Raw genomic sequence first — 21,773 nt, forward strand, 5'->3', positions numbered from 1 at the left:
CCCCGCCCCAACCCCCCCCGGGTGTTTAATATTACCCACAACACCCCCATCGGGGGGGTGCCCCCAAAACCGGCCGGCCCCGCCACCGGTTCATCCGCTTACGTTCTTCCCGCTGCGAGTCGCCGGACCGAGGTGGCCGCCAGGTAAGGGAGATCGGGGGTGTACTCATGCGGATCGGACTGCTTACGGAGGGTGGCTACCCGTACGCCACGGGTGAGTCCAGGCTCTGGTGCGACCGGCTCGTGCGCGGGCTCGCGCCGCACGAGTTCGATGTGTACGCCCTCAGCCGCAGCGCCCGCCAGGAGGAAGCCGGCTGGGTCGACCTGCCCCCGCAGGTCCGTCGTGTCCGTACGGCCCCGCTCTGGGCCCCCGAGGACGACGGCCGCACCTACGGGCGGCGTGAACGGCGGCGCTTCGCCGAGCACTTCGGCGCGCTCGTGACCGGGGTCTGTGCCGAGGAGGACGCGACCGGCGTGGCCGCCTCCTTCGCCGGGGGGCTCTACGGCCTCGCCGAACTCGCCGGCGAGCGCGGCGGCCTCTACGCCGCCCTGCGCTCCGAACTCGCCGTCCGCACCCTGGAGTCCGCCTGCCGCACGCCCGGCGCACGCCGGGGCGTGGCCGCCGCGACAGTCCCCGACTACCTCGACGTCGTCGACCAGTTGGAGCGCGCGCTGCGCCCGCTGTCGCTCGACTGGTACGGCGACGAAGGCCTCGGCGCGGCCGACCTCTGCCACGCCGCCTCCGGCGGCTCCGCGGCGCTGCCCGGCCTGTTGGCCAAACGCTTCTTCGGGACACCCCTGCTGGTCACCGAGTACGGCGTACAGCTGCGCGCGCACTACCTCGCAACCGGCGAAGCGCCCCGCTCCGCGCCGGTGCGCGCGCTGCTCGCCGCCTTCCAGGGGCGGCTCGCGGGCGAGGTCTACCGGCAGGCCGCGCTCCTCACCCCCGGCAACACGCACGCCCGGCGCTGGCAGGAGAAGTGCGGCGCCGACCGCGCCAAGCTGCGCACGGTCTACCCCGGGATGTCCTCCGATCGGTTCACCGAGGTCGGCGAGGACGAGGAGAGCGGCGACCCGGCGACGCTCGTCTGGGTCGGCCGGGTGGAGCCCGCCAAGGACCTCATCGCGCTGCTGCACGCCTTTGCCGACGTCCGCAGGGCCCAGCCCGACGTACGGCTCAGGATCATCGCCGCGCCGGTGCGCGAGCCGGGCGCGGACGCGTACGTCGCCCACTGCCGGGCGCTCGCGGCCCAGCTCTTCCCCGACGAGGCGCCGGGGGCGCACGCCGTCGGCGAGAACCCGGTCTCCTTCGAGGAGATCGGCGGTCCTGAGGCGCCGACGCTCGCCGAGGCGTACGCGGCGGGCGCGGTCGTCGTCCTCTCCAGCGTCGTGGAGGGCTTCCCGATCAGCCTGGTCGAGGCGATGTTCTGCGCGCGGGCGACGGTCTCCACCGACGTCGGCGCGGTCGTCGAGGTCATCGGCGGCACCGGGCTCGTCGTACCCCCGCGCAATCCGCGGGCGCTCGCCGACGCGTGCCTGGCGCTGTTGCGCGACCCCGAGCGCCGGTACCGGCTCGGTGCGGCGGCGCGGGCGCGCGCGCTCGAACTGTTCACCGTCGAGCAGAACCTCGCCGCCTTCCGCGGCATCTACCTCGAACTTCTCTCCCACTCGCCGGTGCGCCGCCGTGGAGCGGAGGACGTCCCCTTCGGCCACCCGGCGGAGGCGTACGTCCCCGGCGTCTGGGCGGACAAGGCCGTGAGCACCGCCGCCGGAGCGGGAGACCCCGATGCCTGAAGGAGGCACCCCCATGCGCGGCCCCGCCGCCCCGACGAGCCCCGGCCACTGGGACTCCCACTCGGAGACTCTGCTCGAGAAGACGGCCCTGACGGTGGCCGTGACCGTCTCCGTGACGACGGACGGCCGGCCGGCGGCGCCCTCCGTGCCGGCCGCGCCGCCTGTGCCGACCGCGGCGCCTCTGCCCTCCGTACCGGCGCCGTCCGCGCCCGTACCCGCCCCGTCCGTGTCCGTACCGGCCCCGTCCGTGTCCGTACCCGCCCCGTCCACGCCCGTACCCGCGCCGTCCGTGCCGGTGGATCTCGACCTGCGGTCGCCCGACGCCCCCGAGCCCGAGCCGGAGGCGGACCCCGAGCCGGAGGCGGAGGCAGACCCCGAGCCCGCGCCGCCGCGGCCCCCCACCGCGGGGCCGATAGTGGGCGGCGGGCGGCGGGGGCCCGCCGACCCCGTCAAGGCGCTCATGCACCGGCACCGGGAGCTGTGCGAGCGGGCCGTCGACCCCCTGGAGATCGCGGCCGGGCTCGAAGCGCACGGCGTCACCGACCGGACCGCCGCCCGGTTCCGGCACCGGGACGTGTTCTCGCTCGCCGAAGAGCTGTACGCGCGCGTGCCGCGTGGCAACGGCAACGGGGCGCCCCCGCGCCCCGCGCACGAGACGGAGGCGCGCGCCGGGTGGGCCGGATGGACCCTGGCCGCCCTGGCACCCGGCGTCGTCGCCGCCCTCGCCGTCACCGCACTCGCCCTCACCGAAGGACCCGTGCGCCTCGCCGTCGGCGTGGCCGGGGCCCTCGGCCTGGCCGCCGCACTCGCCGTCGCCGTCCGGCGCGGCCCCCTGCGCGCCGCCGGCCGCACCGTCCCCGCCGCCCGCGTCTGGACCCTCTGGCTCCTCGCGTACGCGCTCGGCGGGGACGGTCTCCTCCACGCCACGCTCACCGGAGGCCCCGACGGGCCCTGGCCCGTCACCCCCGGCCCCCTCCTCGGGCTCGCGCTCGCCGTCGTCCCCGCCGCCTGGTGCGCCCGGCTCTTCGCCGGCCGGGCCCGCCGCAGGCTCGTCGCCAGCCGCGGCCTGGAGGACTTCGCGGCGGGCGCCCGCCCCCTGCTCCTCGCCACCGTCGCGCTCCATCTGGCCGCCCTCGCGGGCCTGTTGAGCCTGACCGGCTTCGCGTCCGGCGCCCTCGCCCTCGGCACCCTGCTGCTGCTCGCCCGGCTCCTCGCCGTCCACGGCTTCCCGGAGACCGCCGCCGCCGGACTCGCCGCCGCCTGCGCCGGCGAGGCCCTCGCCCTCGCGAGCGTCCTCGCGGCCCGGGTCCCCGGCTGCGGGTTCCTCGCCGCCCCCGTCCGCGCCCTGACCGACACCTGGGGCCCCGGAGCCGTACCCACCCTCGTCTGCGGCGCCGCGGCGCTCGGCCTCCTCGCCCACGCCACCGCGTCCCTCTCCCGGGCCTCGGCCCACGCCACCCCCTAGGGACACCCAGAGCCCTGGGGACACCCCCTGAACCCGGCGCACCCGCGGAGCCGACGCCGCGGGCGTGCCCACCGCGCAGGACCCATTCCAAGGAGACGAAGAGACATGACCTCCCTACCCCGAGCCACGGCCGGTCGGCACGAAGGGGCCGCACGATGAGGGTGCTGCTGCTCGGAGCCAACGGATTCCTCGGACGTTTCGTCGCCGACCGGCTGCTCGCCGACCCGGCCGTGCACCTGACCGCCCTCGGGCGGGGCGACGACGCCGACGTGCGGTTCGACCTCGCCGGGGGAAGCCCCGGCGCGCTGACCCGCTTCCTGGACGCCGTCCACCCCGGAGTCGTCGTCAACTGCGCGGGCGCCACCCGCGGCGGCGCCCGCGAACTGACCCGGCACAACACCGTCGCCGTCGCCACCGTCTGCGAGGCCCTCCGGCGCAGCGGCTGCGGCGCCCGGCTCGTCCAGGTCGGCTGCGCTTCCGAGTACGGCCCCTCCCAGCCCGGCTCCTCCACCGCCGAGGACGCCGTGCCCCGCCCCGGCGGCCCCTACGGGGTCTCCAAGCTCGCCGCGACCGAGCTCGTCCTCGGCTCCGGGCTCGACGCCGTCGTCCTGCGGGTCTTCTCGCCGGTCGGCCCCGGCACCCCCGCCGGTTCCCCGCTCGGCCGGCTCGCCGAGGCCATGCGCCGGGCGATGCAGGCGGGCGACGGCGAGCTCAAGCTCAGCGGTCTCGGCGTCCAGCGCGACTTCGTCGACGTACGGGACGTCGCCCGCGCCGTCCACGCCGCCTCGCTCTCCGCCGCCCAGGGCGTCGTCAACATCGGCACCGGACGCGCCGTCAAACTCCGCGACGCCGCCGCCGTCCTGTCCAGGGTCGCGGGCTACGCCGGCACCCTGCACGAGCTCGACGGGCCGCCCCAGCGGTCGGTCATCGGCGCCCCGCGCACCGAGACCATCGCCGAGCAGCTGGCCGCCGCGCCCTACCCGTACCCCGACGGCTGCGGCAGCTGGCAGCAGGCCGACGTGCGCACCGCACGCGACCGGCTCGGCTGGCGCCCCCGGATCAACCTCGAGGAATCCCTCGCCGACATCTGGATGGAGGCGGCATGCCGCATCTGACCACAGCAGAAGCCGTCCAGGAGATGGGCTTCGGCGTCCCCGGCTACGCCCATCCGCTGCTCGCCCCGGTCGAATGGGCCGAGCTGACCCGCCCCGGCACGCCGCTGCACTGGGCCGTGCTCAACGTGGCCGAGGGGCCGGGGGACCGGCCCGACCCGCACTGTCTGGAGGCGGCGGGCCGGCTCAAGAACGCGGGCGTGAAGGTGCTCGGGCACCTCGACCTCCGCCACGGTTCGCGGGACTTCGGCGAGATCGTCTCGGACGCCCACCGCTTCCTCGACTGGTACAAGGTCGAGGGGTTCTACCTGGACCGCTGTCCCGGCGACCGGGCCGACCTGCCCGAGGTGCGGCGCGTCGCGGCCACCCTGGAGGCGGTGCTCGACGGCGAGGCCCACCTCGTCCTCGGCCACGGCACCCATCCGTACCCCGGCTACGCCGAGACGGCCGACCAGCTGGTCACCTTCTGCGGGCCGTGGACGGACTACCGCTGGTCGCAGGTGGCGGAGTGGACCGCCGAGTACCCGCCGGAGAAGTTCGTCCACCTCGTCCACGGGGTGCCGCGCAGCCATCTCGACGAGGCGATGCGGATCGCCCGCTGGCAGGGCGCGGGCACGATCTTCTTCACCGACCAGACCGGCCGGACGGACCACAACGGACGAATCAACGCATTCCAGACCCTGCCCGGCTACTGGGACGAAATCGTCTCGCGTCTTGGACCGGGTGTCTCGGAATGAGGAGGGCCGTGGCAGTGTTACGGGGAGAACAACCGTACTGACATACCGACCAACGGAGCCCCCGTGTCGCTGCCACCCCTGGTCGAGCCGGCTGCCGAGCTCACCGTAGACGAGGTCCGCAGGTACTCCCGCCACCTGATCATCCCGGATGTGGGGATGGACGGGCAGAAGCGGCTGAAGAACGCCAAGGTGCTCTGTGTGGGCGCCGGTGGCCTCGGTTCGCCGGCCCTGATGTACCTGGCCGCGGCCGGTGTGGGCACGCTCGGCATCGTGGAGTTCGACGAGGTCGACGAGTCGAACCTGCAGCGCCAGATCATCCACAGCCAGGCGGACATCGGCCGCTCCAAGGCGCAGTCCGCCAAGGACTCCGTCCTCGGTATCAACCCGTACGTGAACGTGATCCTCCACGAAGAGCGGCTCGAGGCCGAGAACGTGATGGAGATCTTCAGCCAGTACGACCTGATCGTCGACGGCACGGACAACTTCGCCACGCGCTACCTCGTCAACGACGCGTGCGTGCTGCTGAACAAGCCGTACGTCTGGGGCTCGATCTACCGCTTCGACGGCCAGGCCTCGGTCTTCTGGTCCGAGTACGGTCCCTGCTACCGCTGCCTCTACCCGGAGCCCCCGCCGCCGGGCATGGTCCCCTCCTGCGCCGAGGGCGGCGTCCTGGGCGTGCTCTGCGCGTCCATCGGCTCCATCCAGGTCACCGAGGCGATCAAGGTCCTCGCCGGTGTCGGCGACCCGCTGGTCGGCCGGCTGATGATCTACGACGCCCTGGAGATGCAGTACCGCCAGGTGAAGGTCCGCAAGGACCCGGACTGCGCGGTCTGCGGCGAGAACCCGACCGTCACCGAGCTCATCGACTACGAGGCCTTCTGCGGCGTCGTGTCCGAGGAGGCCCAGGAGGCGGCGGCCGGCTCGACGATCACTCCCAAGCAGCTCAAGGAGTGGATCGACGACGGCGAGAACATCGACATCATCGACGTCCGCGAGATCAACGAGTACGAGATCGTCTCGATCCCCGGCGCGCGACTGATCCCGAAGGGCGAGTTCCTCATGGGCACCGCCCTCCAGGACCTGCCGCAGGACAAGCGGATCGTCCTGCACTGCAAGACGGGTGTCCGCAGTGCGGAAGTCCTCGCCGTGCTCAAGTCCGCGGGCTTCGCGGACGCGGTGCACGTCGGCGGCGGCGTGATCGGCTGGGTCCACCAGATCGAGCCCGGCAAGCCGGTCTACTAGGACTGACGCGTACGAGAAGGGCCCGGACCTGGCAACAGGTCCGGGCCCTTTCCCGTGCCGCTACGAGCAGCGCGTGCCGTACGCCGGGACCTTGCCGTCCAGGAGGTACGCGTCGACCGTCCGCGTCACGCACGCCGACGTGCCGTACGCGCCGTGGCCCTCGCCCTCGTTGCTGACCAGGACACCCACGCCCGCGCCCAGCTCCTTCGCCATCCGCTCGGCGCCCTCGTACGGGGTCGCCGGGTCGCCCGTCGTGCCGACGACCAGGATCGGGCCGGCGCCGGGCGCGCTCGCCCGCGGGTCGGCCCGCAGACCCTTCACCGGCCACTCGGCGCACCAGCCGGCCGTGTCCCAGGCCAGGAACGCGCCGAAGACGGGCGACGCCTTCTCGAACTCCGGCAGCACGGCCTTGACCTGCGCGACCGTCGGACGCGCGCTGGAGTCGGCGCAGGAGATCGCCCGCTGGGAGTGGGACTGGGTTCCGTAGTGGCCCGTCTCGTCGCGGTCGTTGTAGGCGTCCGCGAGGCGCAGCAGGCCGGAACCGTCGCCGCTCTCGGCCTTGGTGAGGGCGGAGGTGAGGAGGGGCCAGCTGCTCTTGGAGTAGAGCGTGATCGCGATGCCGGTGAGCGCCAGGCCGTCGGTCAGCTTCCGGTCGCCGACCCGCAGCGGCTCCCGGTCGAGCCGCTCCAGGAGACGGACGATCCGGGCGCTGCCCTGGGCGGGCTTCTCGCCCGTGCTCTTGAAGTAGTTGTCCAGGGCCCGCTGGAAGCCGATCGCCTGGTTGCGGGCGTGGCCGGTGGAGTCGGCCGTCGGGTCGACCACCGCGTCGAGGACGGCCCTGCCGACGTGCGAGGGGAAGAGGTGGGCGTAGGAGGCGCCGAGTTCGGTGCCGTAGGAGATGCCGAGGTAGTTCAGCTTCGCGTCGCCGAGGACGTGCCGGATCAGGTCCAGGTCGCGGGCCGTGTTCTCGGTGGTGGTGTGCGGGATGACCGTGCCGGAGCGGCGGGCGCACCCGGCGCCGAACGCCGCGCCGTCGGCGAGGTACGCGGCCTCCTCGGCCGCCGTGTCCGGAGTGACGTCCGTACCGGCCTCGGCGGCGGCCAGCTCCTTGTCGTCGCGGCAGACCACGCCGGAGCTGCGGGAGACGCCGCGCGGGTCGAAGGAGACCAGGTCGTAGCGGCTGTTCAGGTCGGCGTACTCCTGGGCCGCGAGCGGGAGGTAATCGACGCCGGAGGCGCCGGGGCCGCCGAAGTTGAAGAGCAGCGAGCCGATCCGGCGGTCCTTGTCGCGGGCCTCCTTGCGGATCAGCGCGATGGTGAGGGTCTCCCCGTCGGGCTTCGCGTGGTCGAGCGGGACCTTGACCCCGGCGCAGCGCCAGTCGCGGCCGGGCCGCTCACCGCCCTCGGGGGCGTCGCAGCGCTTCCACTCGGGGCGCTGCCCGGTGAGCGAGGCGGGGAGCCCGGGGGTGTCGGGCCCCTTGGCGTCCGTGGAGGTGGAGCCGCCCTTGGGCGCGGTGTCGGGCGTCTCGGAGCCGGCGCAGCCGGCGACCAGCAGCCCGGTGACGGCCAGGGCCGCCACTCGTATCCGTATGGATCGTATGGACACAGCAACCCCCGTGAGCCGGACCGGAAGCCGCCATCCTATGCAGACGGCTACTTGCAGACGGTGCCCGAGGCCGGGATCTTGCCGTCCAGGAAGTAGCCGTTGACGGCGTTCTGCACGCACGCGTTGCCGCTGTTGTACGCGCCGTGGCCCTCGCCCTCGTACGTGATCTCCACGCCGACGCCGTCGCCGAGGGCCTCCACCATGGCCCGGGTGCCCTCGTACGGCGTCGCCGGGTCGCCCGTCGTGCCGAGCACGAGGATGGGGGCGGAGCCGGGCGCGGAGACGTCGGGGTGCTCCCAGGTGCCGGGGACCGGCCACTGGGAGCAGCTCGACAGCGCCCAGCCCATGTAGGGGCCGAAGACCGCCGAGGTCTTCTCGAACTCCGGCAGCCGCTCCTTGGCCTGGCCGAGGGTGTAGCGCTCCTTGTAGTCCACGCAGTTGATGGCCGCGTTGGCGGCCTGGATGTTGCTGTAACTGCCGTTCTGGTCCCGGCCGTTCATGGAGTCGGAGAGGGCGAGGAGGAGCCCGCCGTCGCCGCCGTCGGCCGCGTCGAGGCCCTGCTCCAGGTACTGCCAGAACTCCTTGGAGTACAGCGACTGCGCGATGCCGTTGATGGCCTGCGTCTGGGTGAGCTTGCGGTCGCCGATGCCGGCGATCGGCTTCTTGTCGAGCTCGGCGAGCAGGTCGAGGATGAAGCCCTCGATCTCGGCGACCGTCGAGCCGGGCAGCGTGCACTCGTCGCCGCGCGCCACGCAGTCCTTCGCGAAGTTGTCCAGGGCGAGCTGGAAGCCCCTTGCCTGGCCGAGTGCGCCCTCCTCGGTGCCGGCGTTCGGGTCGATGACCGCGTCGAAGAGGGCGCGGCCGACGTTCTTCGGGAACATGTGGGCGTACACGCCGCCGAGTTCGGTGCCGTACGAGATGCCGAAGTAGTGGAGCTTGTCGTCGCCGAGTACCTGGCGCATCAGGTCCATGTCGCGGGCGGCGTTCTCGGTGCCGACGTGGGGGAGCATCACCCCGGACTCGTCCTCGCAGCCGGTGGCGTACTTCTTCTGCGCGTCGGAGAGGGTCCGTTCCTCTGCGGCGTCGTCCGGGGTGAAGTCCTGGGCGTAGTAGGCGTCCAACTCCTTGTCGCCGAGGCAGTTGACGTCCTCGCTGCGGCCGACGCCGCGCGGGTCGAAGGAGACCAGGTCGTAGCGGGAGCGGAGCTTCTCGTAGTCCGGGGCGAAGGACGGCAGGCCGGTGACGCCGGAGCCGCCGGGGCCGCCGAAGTTGTAGATCATGGAGCCGATCCGCCGCTCCTGGTCACGGGCCTTGGCGCGGATCAGGGCCAGCTCGATCGTCTCGCCGCCGGGATCGGCGTAGTCGCGCGGCGCGTCCATGAAGGAGCACTCCCAGGGGGTGCCACCGGGGAGCGGGGAGGGGGCCGCGCCGCCGCCCTCGGCGGGCGACGGTGGCGGGCAGGGCGCCCATTCCAGCTGCTGCGCCGCGAGTCCGGCGAGATCCGTGGGCCGGTCCGACGCCTCGTCGTCGTCTCCGCCGTTCGAGCATCCGGCGGCGAGCAGCACGGTGGTCGCGGTGAAGAGGGCGGCGCGCTGCGCGGCGGAGATCGGCATAGGGCCATGGTCCGCCGGACCCCCGCCCCCCGCGCGGGCGAGTGGGCCAGCCGGGGGAGGGGTGGCCGGGGGCTTCAGGTGCCTTTGTGGCAGGTGCCTATGCGGCGTGGACGAGCTGGATCAGGTTTCCGCAGGTGTCGTCGAAGACCGCCGTCGTGACGTTGCCCATGGCCAGCGGGTCCTGGGTGAACCGCACGCCGTGCGCGGTCAGCCGGTCGAACTCCGCCTGCACGTCGTCGACGGCGAAGGAGGCGAGCGGGATGCCGTCGTTGAACAGCGCCTCGCGGTACGGCTTCACCGCGGGGTGCCCCTGCGAGGGCTCCAGGAGCAGCTCGGTCCCGTCCGGGTTCTCGGGGGAGACCACGGTCAGCCACAGGGCCGGGCCCAGCGGGATCTCGTGCTTCAGCCGGAAGCCGAGGACGTCGGTGTAGAAGGCCTGCGCCTTCTTCTGGTCGTCGACGTAGATCGGGGTGAGGTGGATCCTCATGGGGTGCTCTCCGGTGTGTCGGGGGGAGTGTCCGGCCTGGGGGGTGTGTCCGGCCTGAGCCACCGGGTCACGATGCGCTCGAGCGGTCCGGTCTGGAGGTCGTGGAACTTGTAGCGGCCTTCGCGCCGCGTCAGCAGCAGACCCGCGGATTCCAGTACGGCCAGGTGCTGGCTGATCGCCTGACGCGAAAGACCCACGTCGTGCTTGGTCACCAGCCGTGTGCATATCTCGAAAAGGGTCTGGCCGTCCCGGTCCACCAGCTCGTCGAGGATGAGCCGGCGGGTGGGGTCGGCCAGCGCCTTGAAGACATCATCAGCCATGACCCCCACGATAGGCAAGTAATGACTTGCCTATCAAGTGGAGGTCGGCCGCGCCCGCTCCCCCTACAGCGCTCCCTGCTTCGTCAGCCAGTTGAAGCAGATCCAGCCCGGCAGCACCGGCAGCCACAGAGTCAGGATCCGGTACAGGAGCACCGCCGGGGTCGCGACCTCGATGGGGAGGCCGACCGCGACCAGCCCGAGGGTCAGCGCGCCCTCGACCGCGCCCACACCGCCAGGGGTCGGCGCAGCCGAGCCGAGCGCGTTGCCCGCGAGGAAGACGACGGCCACGCTGGCGTAGCTGAGGCCCTGGGCGTCGTGGCCGAACGCGCGGATCGAGGCGTCCAGGCAGAGCACGAACACACCGGTCAGGAGCAGCATGCCGCCGATGCCCGTGAGCAGCTTCAGCGGCCGCTGGAGCACGTCCAGCATGCGCGGCACGACGCCCGCGAAGAGCGAGCGCAGCCGGGTCGAGACGAACTTCCGCATGAACGGGATCGCCGTCACCACGAGGACCAGGACCGCCACCGTCAACAGGCCGGCGATGACCGTCCGGGACGGGGTGAAGGACTGCGACTTCTCCGTACCCGTCAGATAGCCGAAGAGGAGCAGCAGGAGGATGTGCGCGCCGAGCCCGAACAGCTGCGAGGCGCCGACGCTCGCCACCGCGAGCCCAGGGCGTACCCCCGAGCGCTGGAGGAACCGGGTGTTCAGGGCGACACCGCCGACCGCCGCCGGGGCGACGATCTTCACGAACGACCCGGCCACCTGCGCGACCACCGTCCGCCAGAAGCCGACCCGCTCCGGTACGAAGCCGAGCAGGCTCATCGCGGCGGCGATGTAGCTCAGCGCCGAGAAGAGCGCGGCCGCCGCCACCCAGCGCCAGTCCGCCGAGCTGACCGTCGACAGCGGCGTCCGGGCGATCTGCGAGAGCAGGAAGTACGCGGCGACGGCGCCGGCGATGAGACTGATGAGCGTGCGCGGCTTGATCCGCTCCAGGCGGACCGGCTCGACCGGCGCCTGCGGACGGATCAGCAGCACCTGCTGGCGGATCTGCGCCAGCAGATCCTCCTCGCGGGCGTCGTCGAGCGCCTCGTCGATGGCCCGCTTCTCGGCCTGCTTCTCCGCCTTCTCCAGCTTCCGGTCGGACTTGCGGTCGATCCTGGACTCGACCGTGCCGGTCCCCGGTTCGGCCACGGCGGCCTCCACCCGGGCCCGCTTCGCCGCCTCCGAGGCTTCGATGACGGCCTCGCGGTCGCGCTTCGACCGCTCGCGGGCCAGTTTCCTGAGCGTCGCGCGCGTGGAGCGGCTCAGCGCGATCGGCTGGAGCAGGGGGAGACAGTCGGCGATGGCGTCCGGGCCGAGCACGTCCACGGCCCCGGCCACCGCGCGCTCGGCGCCCACCCGCAGACCGAGGGTGGTGAGCAGCTGGGCGATGTCCATCCGCAGGATCAGGTCGCCCGCGGCGATCTCGCCGCCCCGCAGGTCGGTCAGGATCACCTTGCCGGAACGATCCACCAGAATCGCGTCGCCCGTGAGCCGCCGGTGCGCGATCCGGCGCGACTGGAGCGCCCGCACCTGACGCCAGGCGCTCCGCACCAGCTCGTCGGTGATCTCCGCGTCGTCCAGCGAGTCCAGGTTCCGGCCGCCCAGGTGCTCGTACACGAGCATCACGGCGTCCGGACCGAGCTCGGAGGTGGCGATCAGCTTGGGCGCGTTCGCCCCGGCGGCGATCGCCGCGTACGCGAGCAGCGCCTCCTGCTCGAGGGCCTGGCGCAGCGAGACGATCGAGCGGCGGGTGGTGATCGCCCGCAGGGTCAGCCTGCGCCACGCGCGGTAGAAGAAGCCGTGCGCCTGCTGCTCGCGGTCCACGACCGTGACGTCGAGCGGTGGCCCCTCCTCCAGCGTGACGATGTACCGGCGGCCCCGGTCCCCGCTGTCGGCGGAGTCCGGCACGCCCGCGCCCTCGGCGCGCAGCGCCGTGACCGGTTTGAAGCCGACCCGGCGCAGACCGGCGAGCAGGGTCTGCCCGGTGGGCCGGACGTTCGGGGAGCCGACCGCGTAGAGCGTTCCGTACGCGACGGTCCAGCCGATCAGCACGGTCAGGATGACCGAGAACGCGGTGGTGTACCCGGCGACCAGCATCGTGAACGCGTCGAGCAGCAGCACCGCCCACAGGCTCACCCGCCAGCGCGGCCTGCGGGCCATGCCGACGGCCGTCATGTACGCGATGACGGGCGCGAGGTAGTTGTGCACCGGGTCGGTGAGACCGCCCCCGGTCGCGGGCTGGGTCAGCGCGTCCTGGATCGTGCCGGGCGCTGCCTTGGCGACCCAGAGGTCGGTGGCGAGGGTGACGCCGTGGGCGAGCACGGCGGCGAGGACGCCGTCGGCGATCCGCAGCCCGTCGCGTTTGATCAGCCGTTCGATGGCGAAGGCGACCGGCACGAGCAGGACGGCGATGCTGGAGACGAGCCCGGCGATCTTGACGAAGACGTCGGGGGCGCCACCGGCGCCCTTGTTGATGTCCTCCTCCAGACCGGAGGTGGTGCCGTGGGCGAAGGCGGCGATGGCGATGACCACGGCGATCGCGAGGACGCCGATGAGCAGCCGCATCAGGTCGGAGGGCCGGTGCACGCGCGCGGCGAGCAGCGGTTCGTCCTGGGAGACGCGCTCGCTCGGCTCGCCCTCGGGGACGGAGTCGGGGACGAGCTCGGGGGAGGGGCCGTGGCCGAGGCCGTGCGCCCGCGTGTCCTGGGCGGGCGGGCCCGGGGTCGGCGTTTCGGGGCCGGGCGTGCCGGGGCGCGCCTCCTCCTCAGGAGGCTGAGCGTCGTGCCCCATCACCATGTCCGTCTCTGCCTGTGTCGTACGTACCGCGTGTGCCGCGTGTTTGTCGTCTCGTACGAATTCTTGTTCTTCTTGTTCGTCTTGTCGCTCTTGATCTCGTATCACCAGTCACCGCCCGGACGATGGTGGCATGAAGCGGGGGCCGACGGAGGCAACAGGGCGTTGTCGGTGGGGTGAGGCAGGATGGGGCGGATGAGCGTGGAGGAGCTTCCGGAGTACGCGGAACGGGTCCTGGAGGTCGCGGAGCTGATCCCGCCGGGCCGCGTGATGACGTACGGAGACGTGGCCGAGTGGCTCGGCGAGGGAGGCCCGCGCCAGGTCGGCCGGGTGATGTCCCTCTACGGCGGGGCGGTGCCGTGGTGGCGTGTGGTGCGCGCGGACGGCGCGCTCCTGCCGGGCCACGAGCTGCGCGCCCTCGGCCACTACCGCGAGGAGGGCACACCGCTGCGGCAGGCCGGCCGGTCCGCCGACGGGCATGTGCCGAAGATCGACATGCGGCGGGCGCGATGGGACGGACGACAGGACGGCGGGACCGGAGTGGACGGCGGGACCGGAGCGGACGGCGCGGACGGGCGTGCGGGCGGGCGTGCGGGAACTCACACGTGACAGCTTTGCCCATGGCCCGGCGGGCCGGACGGCTCGATGACCGTACGGAGGCCCGTACGGAGTACGGCACGGGTGTCCTCCGTATCCCGTAACGTCGTCGTTCGCCCCGTACACGTCTCCGCCTCTCCACCACTTCGCTCAGGACCGGTCGATCCACGTGAGTTCCTCCTCCACCACCCGGCGCACGCCGTACCAGGGGCGGACCACGGGCGCGTACCGGCTGGTGCGCACCGAGCCGGAGCGGGCGGATCCCCCTGTCCTTGACGCAACGCAGCGCGAAGTGGTTGACCACGCGGGCGGACCACTCCTCGTCCTCGCCGGACCGGGCACCGGAAAGACGACGACCCTGGTGGAGTCGGTCGCCGCCCGGATCGAGAAGGGCGCGGACCCGGAACGGCTCCTCGTCCTCACCTTCAGCCGCAAGGCGGCCGTCGAACTGCGCGACCGGATGGCCGCGCGGCTCGGCGGGAGCAGGCCGCCGCAGGCGACCACGTTCCACTCGTACTGCTACGCCCTGATCCGCGCGCACCAGGACGCGGAGCTCTTCGCGGAGCCGCTGCGGCTGCTGTCAGGACCCGAGCAGGACCTCGCCGTACGGGAACTCCTCGAGGGCCAGATCGACCTGGCGAAGGCGGGGCTCGCGCGGGTGCGGTGGCCCGACGAACTGCGGGCCTGCCTGACGACCCGGGGCTTCGCCGACGAGGTACGGGCGGTCCTCGCGCGCTCCCGCGAACTGGGGCTCGGGCCGAGGGCGCTCGCCGAGTTCGCCCAGCGGGTGGGGCGGCCCGACTGGAAGGCGGCGGCCGGCTTCCTGGCGGAGTACCTGGACGTCCTGGACCTCCAGGGGGTCCTCGACTACACGGAGCTGGTGCACCGGGCGGTGCTGCTGGCCGAGCGGGTGACGCTGCCGGAGTACGACGCGGTCTTCGTGGACGAGTACCAGGACACCGACCCGGCGCAGGTACGGCTGCTGCGGGCGCTGGTGGGGGGCGGCCGCACGGTGGTCGCCTTCGGCGACCCGGACCAGTCGATCTACGCCTTCCGGGGCGCGGACGTGAACGGCATCCTCGACTTCCCCGACACCTTCGCGGGCCTGGGCGGGCGCCCGGCGGAGGTCCGGGTCCTGACACGTTCCCGGCGCTCGGGCGCGGAGCTGCTCACCGCGACCCGGGAGCTCACCCGGCGCATGCCGCTGCCCCGGCTGCCCGCCGACAAGGTCCGCGCCCACCGCGACCTGGCGGCGGTGCGCGGCGGCGGGCGGGTGGAGGTCTTCACGTACCCGACGGCGTCCACGGAGTCCGACAACATCGCCGACCTGCTGCGCCGCGCGCACCTGGAGGACGGGGTCCCCTGGCACGACATGGCGGTGCTGGTCCGCGCGACGTCGACCGTCCCGGGCCTCCGTCGCGCACTCACGGCCGCCGGGGTCCCGCTGGAGACCGACACCGCCGACACCCCGCTGCGCCACGAACCGGCGGTGGCCCCGCTGCTGCTGGCGTTGCGGGCGGCGGCGAGGGCGGGGGAGGGGGCGCTTGGGGCGGAGGCCGACGCTTCGGAGGCTTCCGCTTCGGAAGCCGACGTTTCGGAGGCCCTTGAGGCCGCCGACGCGCCCGAGGACGGCCCGCAGGCTCCCGCCCCCGCCCCCGTCTGGCTCGACACCGAGACCGCGCTCTCGCTGCTCGCCTCGCCGCTCGCCGCGATGGACCCCGCCGACCTGCGGCGGCTCGGGCGGGCGCTGCGGGACGAGGAGCGGGCCGGGGGCAACAAGGTGCCGCCGCCCTCCGACCTTCTGCTCGCCCGCGCGCTCGCCGAGCCCGAGCGGCTCGTCGCGCAAAACCAGTCGTACGCCCGTGGCGCCAGGCGGCTCGGAGAGCTGCTCCGGCAGGCCCGCGAGCGCCTCGCCGCGGGCGGCACCGCCGAAGAGGCCCTCTGGCTGCTCTGGAACGGCACCCCCTGGCCCGGTCGCCTGGAGCGCGCCGCGCTCCGGGGCGGCGCGGCCGCCCGCAACGCCGACCGCGACCTCGACGCCGTCTGCGCGCTCTTCGAGACCGCCGCCCGCGCCGAGGACCGCGTCGGTGGCCGCGGCGTCCTGAACTTCCTCGAAGAACTCGACGCCCAGGACATCGCCGCCGACACCCTCTCCAAGCGCCAGACCCGCCCCGACGCCGTCCGCCTCATGACCGCCCACCGCTCCAAGGGCCTCGAATGGAGCCTCGTCGTGGTGGCCGGGGTCCAGGAGGGCCTCTGGCCCGACCTGCGCCGCCGCGGCTCCCTCCTGGAGGCCGACCGCATCGGCCGCGACGGCATCGCCGAACCCCTCACGCCCGGCGCCCTCCTCGCCGAGGAGCGCCGGCTCTTCTACGTCGCCGCCACCCGCGCCCGCGACCGGCTCGTCGTCACCGCCGTCAAGACCCCCGCCGACGACGGCGACCAGCCCTCCCGCTTCCTCACCGAACTCGGCCCCGAACCCAAGGACGTCACAGGCCGCCCCCGCCGCCCCCTCGCCGTCGCCGCGCTCGTCGCCGAGCTGCGCGCCACGACCGTCGACCCGGCCGCTTCCGACGCCCTCAGGGACGCCGCCGCGCAGCGCCTCGCCCAGCTCGCCGCGCTCACCGACGACGAAGGCCAGCCGCTCGTCCCGGCCGCCCACCCCGACCGCTGGTGGGGCCTGTTCGAGCCCACCCGCAGCCAGGTGCCGCTCCGCGACCGCGACCACCCGGTCGCCCTCTCCGGCTCGGCCCTCGACCAGCTCGCCAACACCTGCGCCCTCCAGTGGTTCCTGGGCCGCGAGGTGAAGGCCGCCGCGCCCGCGACCGCCGCCCAGGGCTTCGGCAACGTCGTCCACGTCCTCGCCGACGAGGTCGCCTCCGGCCGGACCCCGGCCGACCTCGACGTCCTCATGGCCCGGCTCGACTCGGTCTGGGACGGGCTCGCCTTCGACGCCCCCTGGAAGTCCGCCCAGGAGAAGGCCCACGCGCGCGTGGCGCTGGAACGCTTCCTGCAGTGGCACGTCATGGACCGTGGCGGCCGTACTCCCGCCGCCACCGAGCACGACTTCGACGTGACCCTCGAAGCGGGCGCGTACGAGGTGCGGATCCGCGGCTCCATGGACCGCGTCGAGACCGACGAGCACGGCCGCGCGTACGTCGTCGACTTCAAGACCGGCAAGTCCGCGCCCACCAAGGACGAGGTCGCCCACCACCCCCAGCTCGCCGTCTACCAGCTCGCGGTACGCGAAGGAGCCCTGGACGAGGTCTTCGACGGCCGCCGCCCCGACCCCGGCGGCGCCGAACTCGTCCAGCTCCGCCAGCCCGCCCCCAAGAAGGAGGGCGGGGACACCCTGCCGAAGGTCCAGGCGCAGGAGCCCCTCGCGGGCGAGTGGGTCGGGGACCTGCTGGCCACCGCCGCCGGCCGGGTCCTCGACGAGCGCTTCACCCCGAGCACCGGCCAGCACTGCACCCACTGCACCTTCCGCTCCGCGTGCAGCGCCCAGCCTGAGGGCCGCCACATCGTGGAGTGACGGCCGCGAAGCGGGTCTGGGTACGGGCCTGGGTACGGGTCTGCATACGGGCCTTGCCGCGCGCCCGAAGTCGCGGCCACCCGCCCCCGGGGTCACCCTGGTGGGTGAACGGGAGAATCCGCGAGGAGGCTCGCCATGGCGCCGTCCACCCCCCACCGCAGGGCCCGCAGGGCGGCGGCGGCCGTCTGCGCGGCGGCGACCGTCGCGGCGGCCGGGCTGACCGTCGGGTTCGCCGCCCCCGCCGCCTCGGCACAGCCGGGAACCGCGGCTCCCCAGGTGGCGGTCGCCGCTCCCACCCCCGACCCCTTCGCGAACCTCACCCCCGACGCCATCGCCGACCGGGCCGTCGACGCCACCCAGTCCGCGAGCTCGCTCCGGATGACCGGGCGGGTCGTGTCCGAGGGACAGGCCCTCGACCTCGACATCGCCCTCGACGACAAGAACAACTGCACCGGCGTGATGAAGGTCGACGGCGGCACCGCCGAGCTGCGCCAGGCCGACCGGATCACGTACCTGAAGGGCGACGAGAAGTTCTGGCGCGCCTCCATGACCTCCCAGGGCGTGCCCCCGCCCCAGATCGACGCCACGATCGAGCTCGTCAAGGGACGCTGGCTGAAGATCACGCCCGGGCAGGCCGGCAGCAGCGACCTGAGCGGGGTCTGCGACCTCGACGCGGTCCTCTCCGACCTCGGCGACGACAAGGGAGACCGCCAGGGCCTGACCCGGGGACCGGACGCCGAGGTCGACGGGACCCCCGTCGCGACCCTCGTGAAGAAGAAGCCCGGCGGCCTGACGACCACGGTGTCCGTCGCGCAGGAGGGCAAGCCCTACATCCTCAAGATGGTCAAGACCGGCGGCGAGGAACCGGGCTCCGTCGAGCTCTCCGACTTCGACAAGCCGGTCAAGGTCGTCGTACCGCCGGCGGACGAGACGGTGGACCTGACGAAGCTGGACCCGGGCACCCAGGCCTGACGGTGTCGCGCACGTTCGGCGCTGTCAGTGGTGCCGGTTAGCCTCTCTGAGGTGACCGCACGCATCACCGACCCCGAGCAGCTCAAGGAGCTTCTCGGCATCCCGTTCACCCCGGAGCAGACGGCCTGCATCATCGCGCCGCCCGCCCCGCAGGTCATCGTGGCCGGAGCCGGTTCCGGCAAGACGACGGTGATGGCCGCCCGAGTGGTCTGGCTGGTCGGCACGGGCCAGGTCGCGCCCGAACAGGTCCTCGGCCTGACCTTCACCAACAAGGCCGCCGGTGAACTCGCCGAACGCGTCCGCACCGCCCTCGTACGCGCCGGGGTGACCGACCCCGACGCCATCGACCCGGACAACCCCCCTGGCGAGCCGCGCATCTCGACGTACCACGCCTTCGCCGGCCAGCTCCTGACCGACCACGGCCTGCGCATCGGCCTGGAGCCCACCTCCCGCCTCCTCGCCGACGCCACCCGCTACCAGCTCGCCGCGCGCGTGCTGCGCGAGGCGCCCGGACCGTACCCGGCGCTCACCAAGTCCTTCCCGACCCTCGTCAGCGACCTCCTCGCCCTCGACGCCGAGCTGGCCGAACACCTCGTGGAGCCCGAGGAGCTGAGGGCGTACGACTCCGAGCTCCTCGACACGCTCGCCCGCGCCAAGCTCACCAACGCCGACCTGCGCAAGGTCCCCGAGGCGGCCGCCGCCCGCCGCGAACTGCTCGACCTCGTCGTCCGCTACCGCGCCGCCAAGCGCTCCCGCGATCTGCTCGACTTCGGCGACCAGATCGCCCTCTCCGCCGAACTCGCCACCACGCGCGCGGAGGTCGGCGCGATCCTGCGCGACGAGTTCCGGGTGGTGCTCCTGGACGAGTACCAGGACACGTCCGTCGCCCAGCGGCTGCTGCTCTCCGGACTGTTCGGCGGGGGTACGGGACACGCCGTCACCGCCGTCGGCGACCCCTGCCAGGCGATCTACGGCTGGCGCGGCGCCTCCGTCGCCAACCTGGACGACTTCCCCGCCCACTTCCCGTACGAGGACGGCACCCCCGCCACCCGCCACGCGCTCTCCGAGAACCGGCGCAGCGGCGGCCGCCTCCTCGACCTCGCCAACGGGCTCGCCACGCCCCTGCGCGCCATGCACGCGGGCGTGGAGGCGCTGCGCCCCGCCCCGGGCGCGGAGCGCGACGGCACGGTACGGATCGCCCTCCTGCCCACCCACGCCGAGGAGATCGACTGGCTCGCCGACTCCCTCGCCCACCTGGTCCGTACGGGCAAGGAGCCCGGCGAGATCGCGGTCCTGTGCCGGACGGCGACCGACTTCCCGGCCATCCAGGCCGCGCTGGTCGCCCGTGACGTGCCCGTCGAGGTCGTCGGGCTCTCCGGGCTGCTCCACCTCCCCGAGATCGCCGACCTCGTCGCCGTCTGCGAGGTCCTCCAGGACCCCGGCGCCAACGCCTCCCTGGTCCGTCTCCTGACCGGGCCCCGCTGGCGCATCGGCCCCCGCGACCTCGCCCTCCTGGGCCGCCGCGCCCGGCTCCTCGTCCACCGCGAGCGTGCCGGGGACGACGGCGCCGACGCCGACGAGCGGCTCGCGGCGGCGGTCGAGGGCGTCGACCCGGCCGAGGTCGTCTCGCTCGCCGACGCGCTCGACACCTTCCTGGACTCCGGCGGCGAGGACGACGGCCTGCCGTTCTCCGGCGAGGCCCGGGTCCGCTTCGCCCGCCTCGCCGCCGAGCTGCGCTCCCTGCGCTCCTCGCTCGCCGACCCCCTCATGGACGTCCTGCACCGGGTCCTCGCCACCACCGGCCTCGAGGTCGAACTCTCCGCCTCCCCGCACGCGCTCGCCGCCCGGCGCCGCGAGACCCTGTCGAACTTCCTCGACATAGCCGCCGGTTTCGCCTCCCTCGACGGCGAGGCGACCCTGCTGGCCTTCCTCGGCTTCCTGCGCACGGCCGCGCAGTACGAGAAGGGCCTCGACAACGCGCTCCCGGGCGGCGAGAACACGGTCAAGGTCCTCACCGCACACAAGTCCAAGGGCCTGGAGTGGGACGTCGTGGCGGTGCCCGGCCTGGTCACCTCCCAGTTCCCGAGCACCAGGTCCCGCGAGTCGTGGACCTCGCAGCCGCAGGTCCTCCCGCACGCCCTGCGCGGCGACGCAGGGACGCTGCCGGCGATCACCACCTGGGACGCGGCGGCGCTGAAGAGCTTCAAGGAGGCGATGCGCGACCACCAGCACACCGAGGAGCTCCGCCTCGGCTACGTGACCTTCACCCGCCCCCGCTCCCTCCTCCTCGCCTCCGCCCACTGGTGGGGCCCGTCCCAGAAGAAGCCCCGAGGCCCCTCGGCGTTCCTCCACGCCCTGTACGACCACTGCGCGGCGGGCTTCGGCGAGATCGAGGCCTGGGAGGACGAACCGGAGAAGGACACCGAGAACCCCACCCTCCAGAAACACACCCAGGACGAGTCCTGGCCGCTACCGCTGGACGAAGAGTCCTTGGTACGGCGCCGGAGAGCTGCGGCCGCTGTGGAGGCGGCGTTGTGGGCATACGTTCCGCAGGGGCGGAACGGGTGGGCACAACCCACGAACGCGCTGCCCGCGCAAGGGCCCGCCCCCCAGGACCCCGAGGACCTCTGGCCCGACGAAGAGCCTCCGTGGGACGAGGACCCGTTCTTGGACGACGAGCCCCTGGCTGAGGAGGTCCCCGCACCAAGGGCCCCCCGGGACGACGCACCGGAAGCGGTCCTGACCCCCGAGGATCAAAAGACCCTCGCCTCCTGGGACCGCGACCTGACCTCCCTCACCACAGAACTCCGCCGCACCCGCGCCACCACCCGAGACGTCCTCCTGCCCGCCTACCTCTCCGCCTCCCAGGTCCTCCGCCTCGCCGAGGACCCCGACGGCTTCGCCCAGGAACTGGCCCGGCCCATGCCCCGGCCCCCGCAGCCCGCCGCCCGGCGCGGGACGCGGTTCCACGCGTGGGTGGAGTCCCGGTTCGAGGAGCTGCCGCTCCCGATGCTCGGCCCGGACGAGCTCCCCGGCGGCGAGGAGTTCGCCGGCGAACCGGAGATCGTGGACGAGCGTGACCTGGACGCCCTCAAGGAGGCCTTCGCCCTCACCGCGTACGCCCGGCGCAGCCCGTACCGCGTCGAGGTCCCCGTCCACCTCTCCCTCGCGGGCCGGGTCGTCCGGGGCAGGATCGACGCCGTCTACCGGGACCCGGACACCGGCGCGTACGAGATCGTCGACTGGAAGACCAGCCACCTCCGCACCGCCGACCCGCTCCAGCTGGCGATCTACCGGCTCGCCTGGGCCGAGCAGCACGGCCTCGATCCCGACGAGGTCGCCGCCGCCTTCGTGTACGTCCGTACGGGTGAGGTCGTACACCCCAGGTCGCTCCCCGGCCGCACGGAGCTGGAGGGGATCCTGCTGGGCCGGCGCACTCCGGACGCCGGATAGGCTCAGG

General features: G+C 73.5%; 14 protein-coding genes. 9 read left to right on the forward strand and 5 right to left on the reverse strand.

The features are described from left to right. The first annotated feature begins 167 nt into the window (after positions 1 to 167). The 5 genes from ACFWRO_RS32985 to moeZ all read left to right on the forward strand — a co-directional run bounded on the left by ACFWRO_RS32985 (position 168) and on the right by moeZ (position 6,349). Positions 168 to 1,793: a DUF3492 domain-containing protein gene (locus ACFWRO_RS32985; protein WP_384517026.1), complete on the forward strand. Its 1,626-nt coding sequence runs from the start codon at positions 168 to 170 to the stop codon at positions 1,791 to 1,793. Between the two features lie 13 nt (positions 1,794 to 1,806). After that, positions 1,807 to 3,258 (forward strand): hypothetical protein, encoded by a 1,452-nt coding sequence (locus ACFWRO_RS32990; protein ID WP_384517029.1) that lies wholly within the window; start codon positions 1,807 to 1,809, stop codon positions 3,256 to 3,258. 155 nt (positions 3,259 to 3,413) lie between these two features. Continuing rightward, positions 3,414 to 4,373 (forward strand): NAD-dependent epimerase/dehydratase family protein, encoded by a 960-nt coding sequence (locus tag ACFWRO_RS32995; protein WP_384517032.1) that lies wholly within the window; start codon positions 3,414 to 3,416, stop codon positions 4,371 to 4,373. Next, positions 4,361 to 5,107, forward strand: coding sequence for a spherulation-specific family 4 protein (locus ACFWRO_RS33000; RefSeq protein ID WP_384517035.1), 747 nt, complete (start codon positions 4,361 to 4,363; stop codon positions 5,105 to 5,107). The genes ACFWRO_RS32995 and ACFWRO_RS33000 overlap by 13 nt, the downstream gene beginning before the upstream one ends. A 63-nt stretch (positions 5,108 to 5,170) precedes the next feature. Further along, positions 5,171 to 6,349 (forward strand): adenylyltransferase/sulfurtransferase MoeZ, encoded by a 1,179-nt coding sequence (gene moeZ / locus ACFWRO_RS33005; RefSeq protein WP_384517038.1) that lies wholly within the window; start codon positions 5,171 to 5,173, stop codon positions 6,347 to 6,349. Between the two features lie 60 nt (positions 6,350 to 6,409). Here the strand turns inward: moeZ and ACFWRO_RS33010 are convergent, their stop codons facing one another. The 5 genes from ACFWRO_RS33010 to ACFWRO_RS33030 form a co-directional block, all read right to left on the reverse strand. Then, positions 6,410 to 7,954, reverse strand: coding sequence for an alpha/beta hydrolase (locus ACFWRO_RS33010; protein WP_384517041.1), 1,545 nt, complete (start codon positions 7,952 to 7,954; stop codon positions 6,410 to 6,412). 47 nt (positions 7,955 to 8,001) lie between these two features. After that, on the reverse strand, positions 8,002 to 9,567 hold the full coding sequence (locus ACFWRO_RS33015; protein WP_384517044.1) for an alpha/beta hydrolase: 1,566 nt from the start codon (positions 9,565 to 9,567) through the stop codon (positions 8,002 to 8,004). Positions 9,568 to 9,664: 97 nt separating this feature from the next. Further along, positions 9,665 to 10,054 carry a VOC family protein gene (locus ACFWRO_RS33020; protein WP_384517047.1) on the reverse strand — a complete coding sequence of 130 codons (390 nt, stop codon included), beginning with the start codon at positions 10,052 to 10,054 and terminating at the stop codon, positions 9,665 to 9,667. Continuing rightward, entirely contained in the window at positions 10,051 to 10,374 is a 324-nt protein-coding gene (locus ACFWRO_RS33025; protein WP_384517050.1) for an ArsR/SmtB family transcription factor, read from the reverse strand. The genes ACFWRO_RS33020 and ACFWRO_RS33025 overlap by 4 nt, the downstream gene beginning before the upstream one ends. Positions 10,375 to 10,437: 63 nt before the next feature. Then, positions 10,438 to 13,209: a lysylphosphatidylglycerol synthase domain-containing protein gene (locus ACFWRO_RS33030; RefSeq protein WP_384517053.1), complete on the reverse strand. Its 2,772-nt coding sequence runs from the start codon at positions 13,207 to 13,209 to the stop codon at positions 10,438 to 10,440. Between the two features lie 189 nt (positions 13,210 to 13,398). Between ACFWRO_RS33030 and ACFWRO_RS33035 the strand changes: the two genes are divergently transcribed. The 4 genes from ACFWRO_RS33035 to ACFWRO_RS33050 all read left to right on the forward strand — a co-directional run bounded on the left by ACFWRO_RS33035 (position 13,399) and on the right by ACFWRO_RS33050 (position 21,766). Next, a complete protein-coding gene (locus ACFWRO_RS33035) occupies positions 13,399 to 13,821 on the forward strand; it encodes an MGMT family protein (protein ID WP_384517055.1) in 423 nt (140 codons plus the stop codon). A gap of 157 nt (positions 13,822 to 13,978) precedes the next feature. Continuing rightward, positions 13,979 to 17,341 (forward strand): ATP-dependent helicase, encoded by a 3,363-nt coding sequence (locus tag ACFWRO_RS33040; RefSeq protein ID WP_384517058.1) that lies wholly within the window; start codon positions 13,979 to 13,981, stop codon positions 17,339 to 17,341. Between the two features lie 135 nt (positions 17,342 to 17,476). Beyond that, a complete protein-coding gene (locus tag ACFWRO_RS33045; protein ID WP_384517062.1) occupies positions 17,477 to 18,313 on the forward strand; it encodes a hypothetical protein in 837 nt (278 codons plus the stop codon). Positions 18,314 to 18,364: 51 nt separating this feature from the next. Next, a complete protein-coding gene (locus tag ACFWRO_RS33050) occupies positions 18,365 to 21,766 on the forward strand; it encodes a UvrD-helicase domain-containing protein (protein WP_384517065.1) in 3,402 nt (1,133 codons plus the stop codon). Positions 21,767 to 21,773 lie beyond the last annotated feature (7 nt).

This window comes from Streptomyces sp. NPDC058579 (genome assembly GCF_042718575.1).
GTDB lineage: Bacteria > Actinomycetota > Actinomycetes > Streptomycetales > Streptomycetaceae > Streptomyces.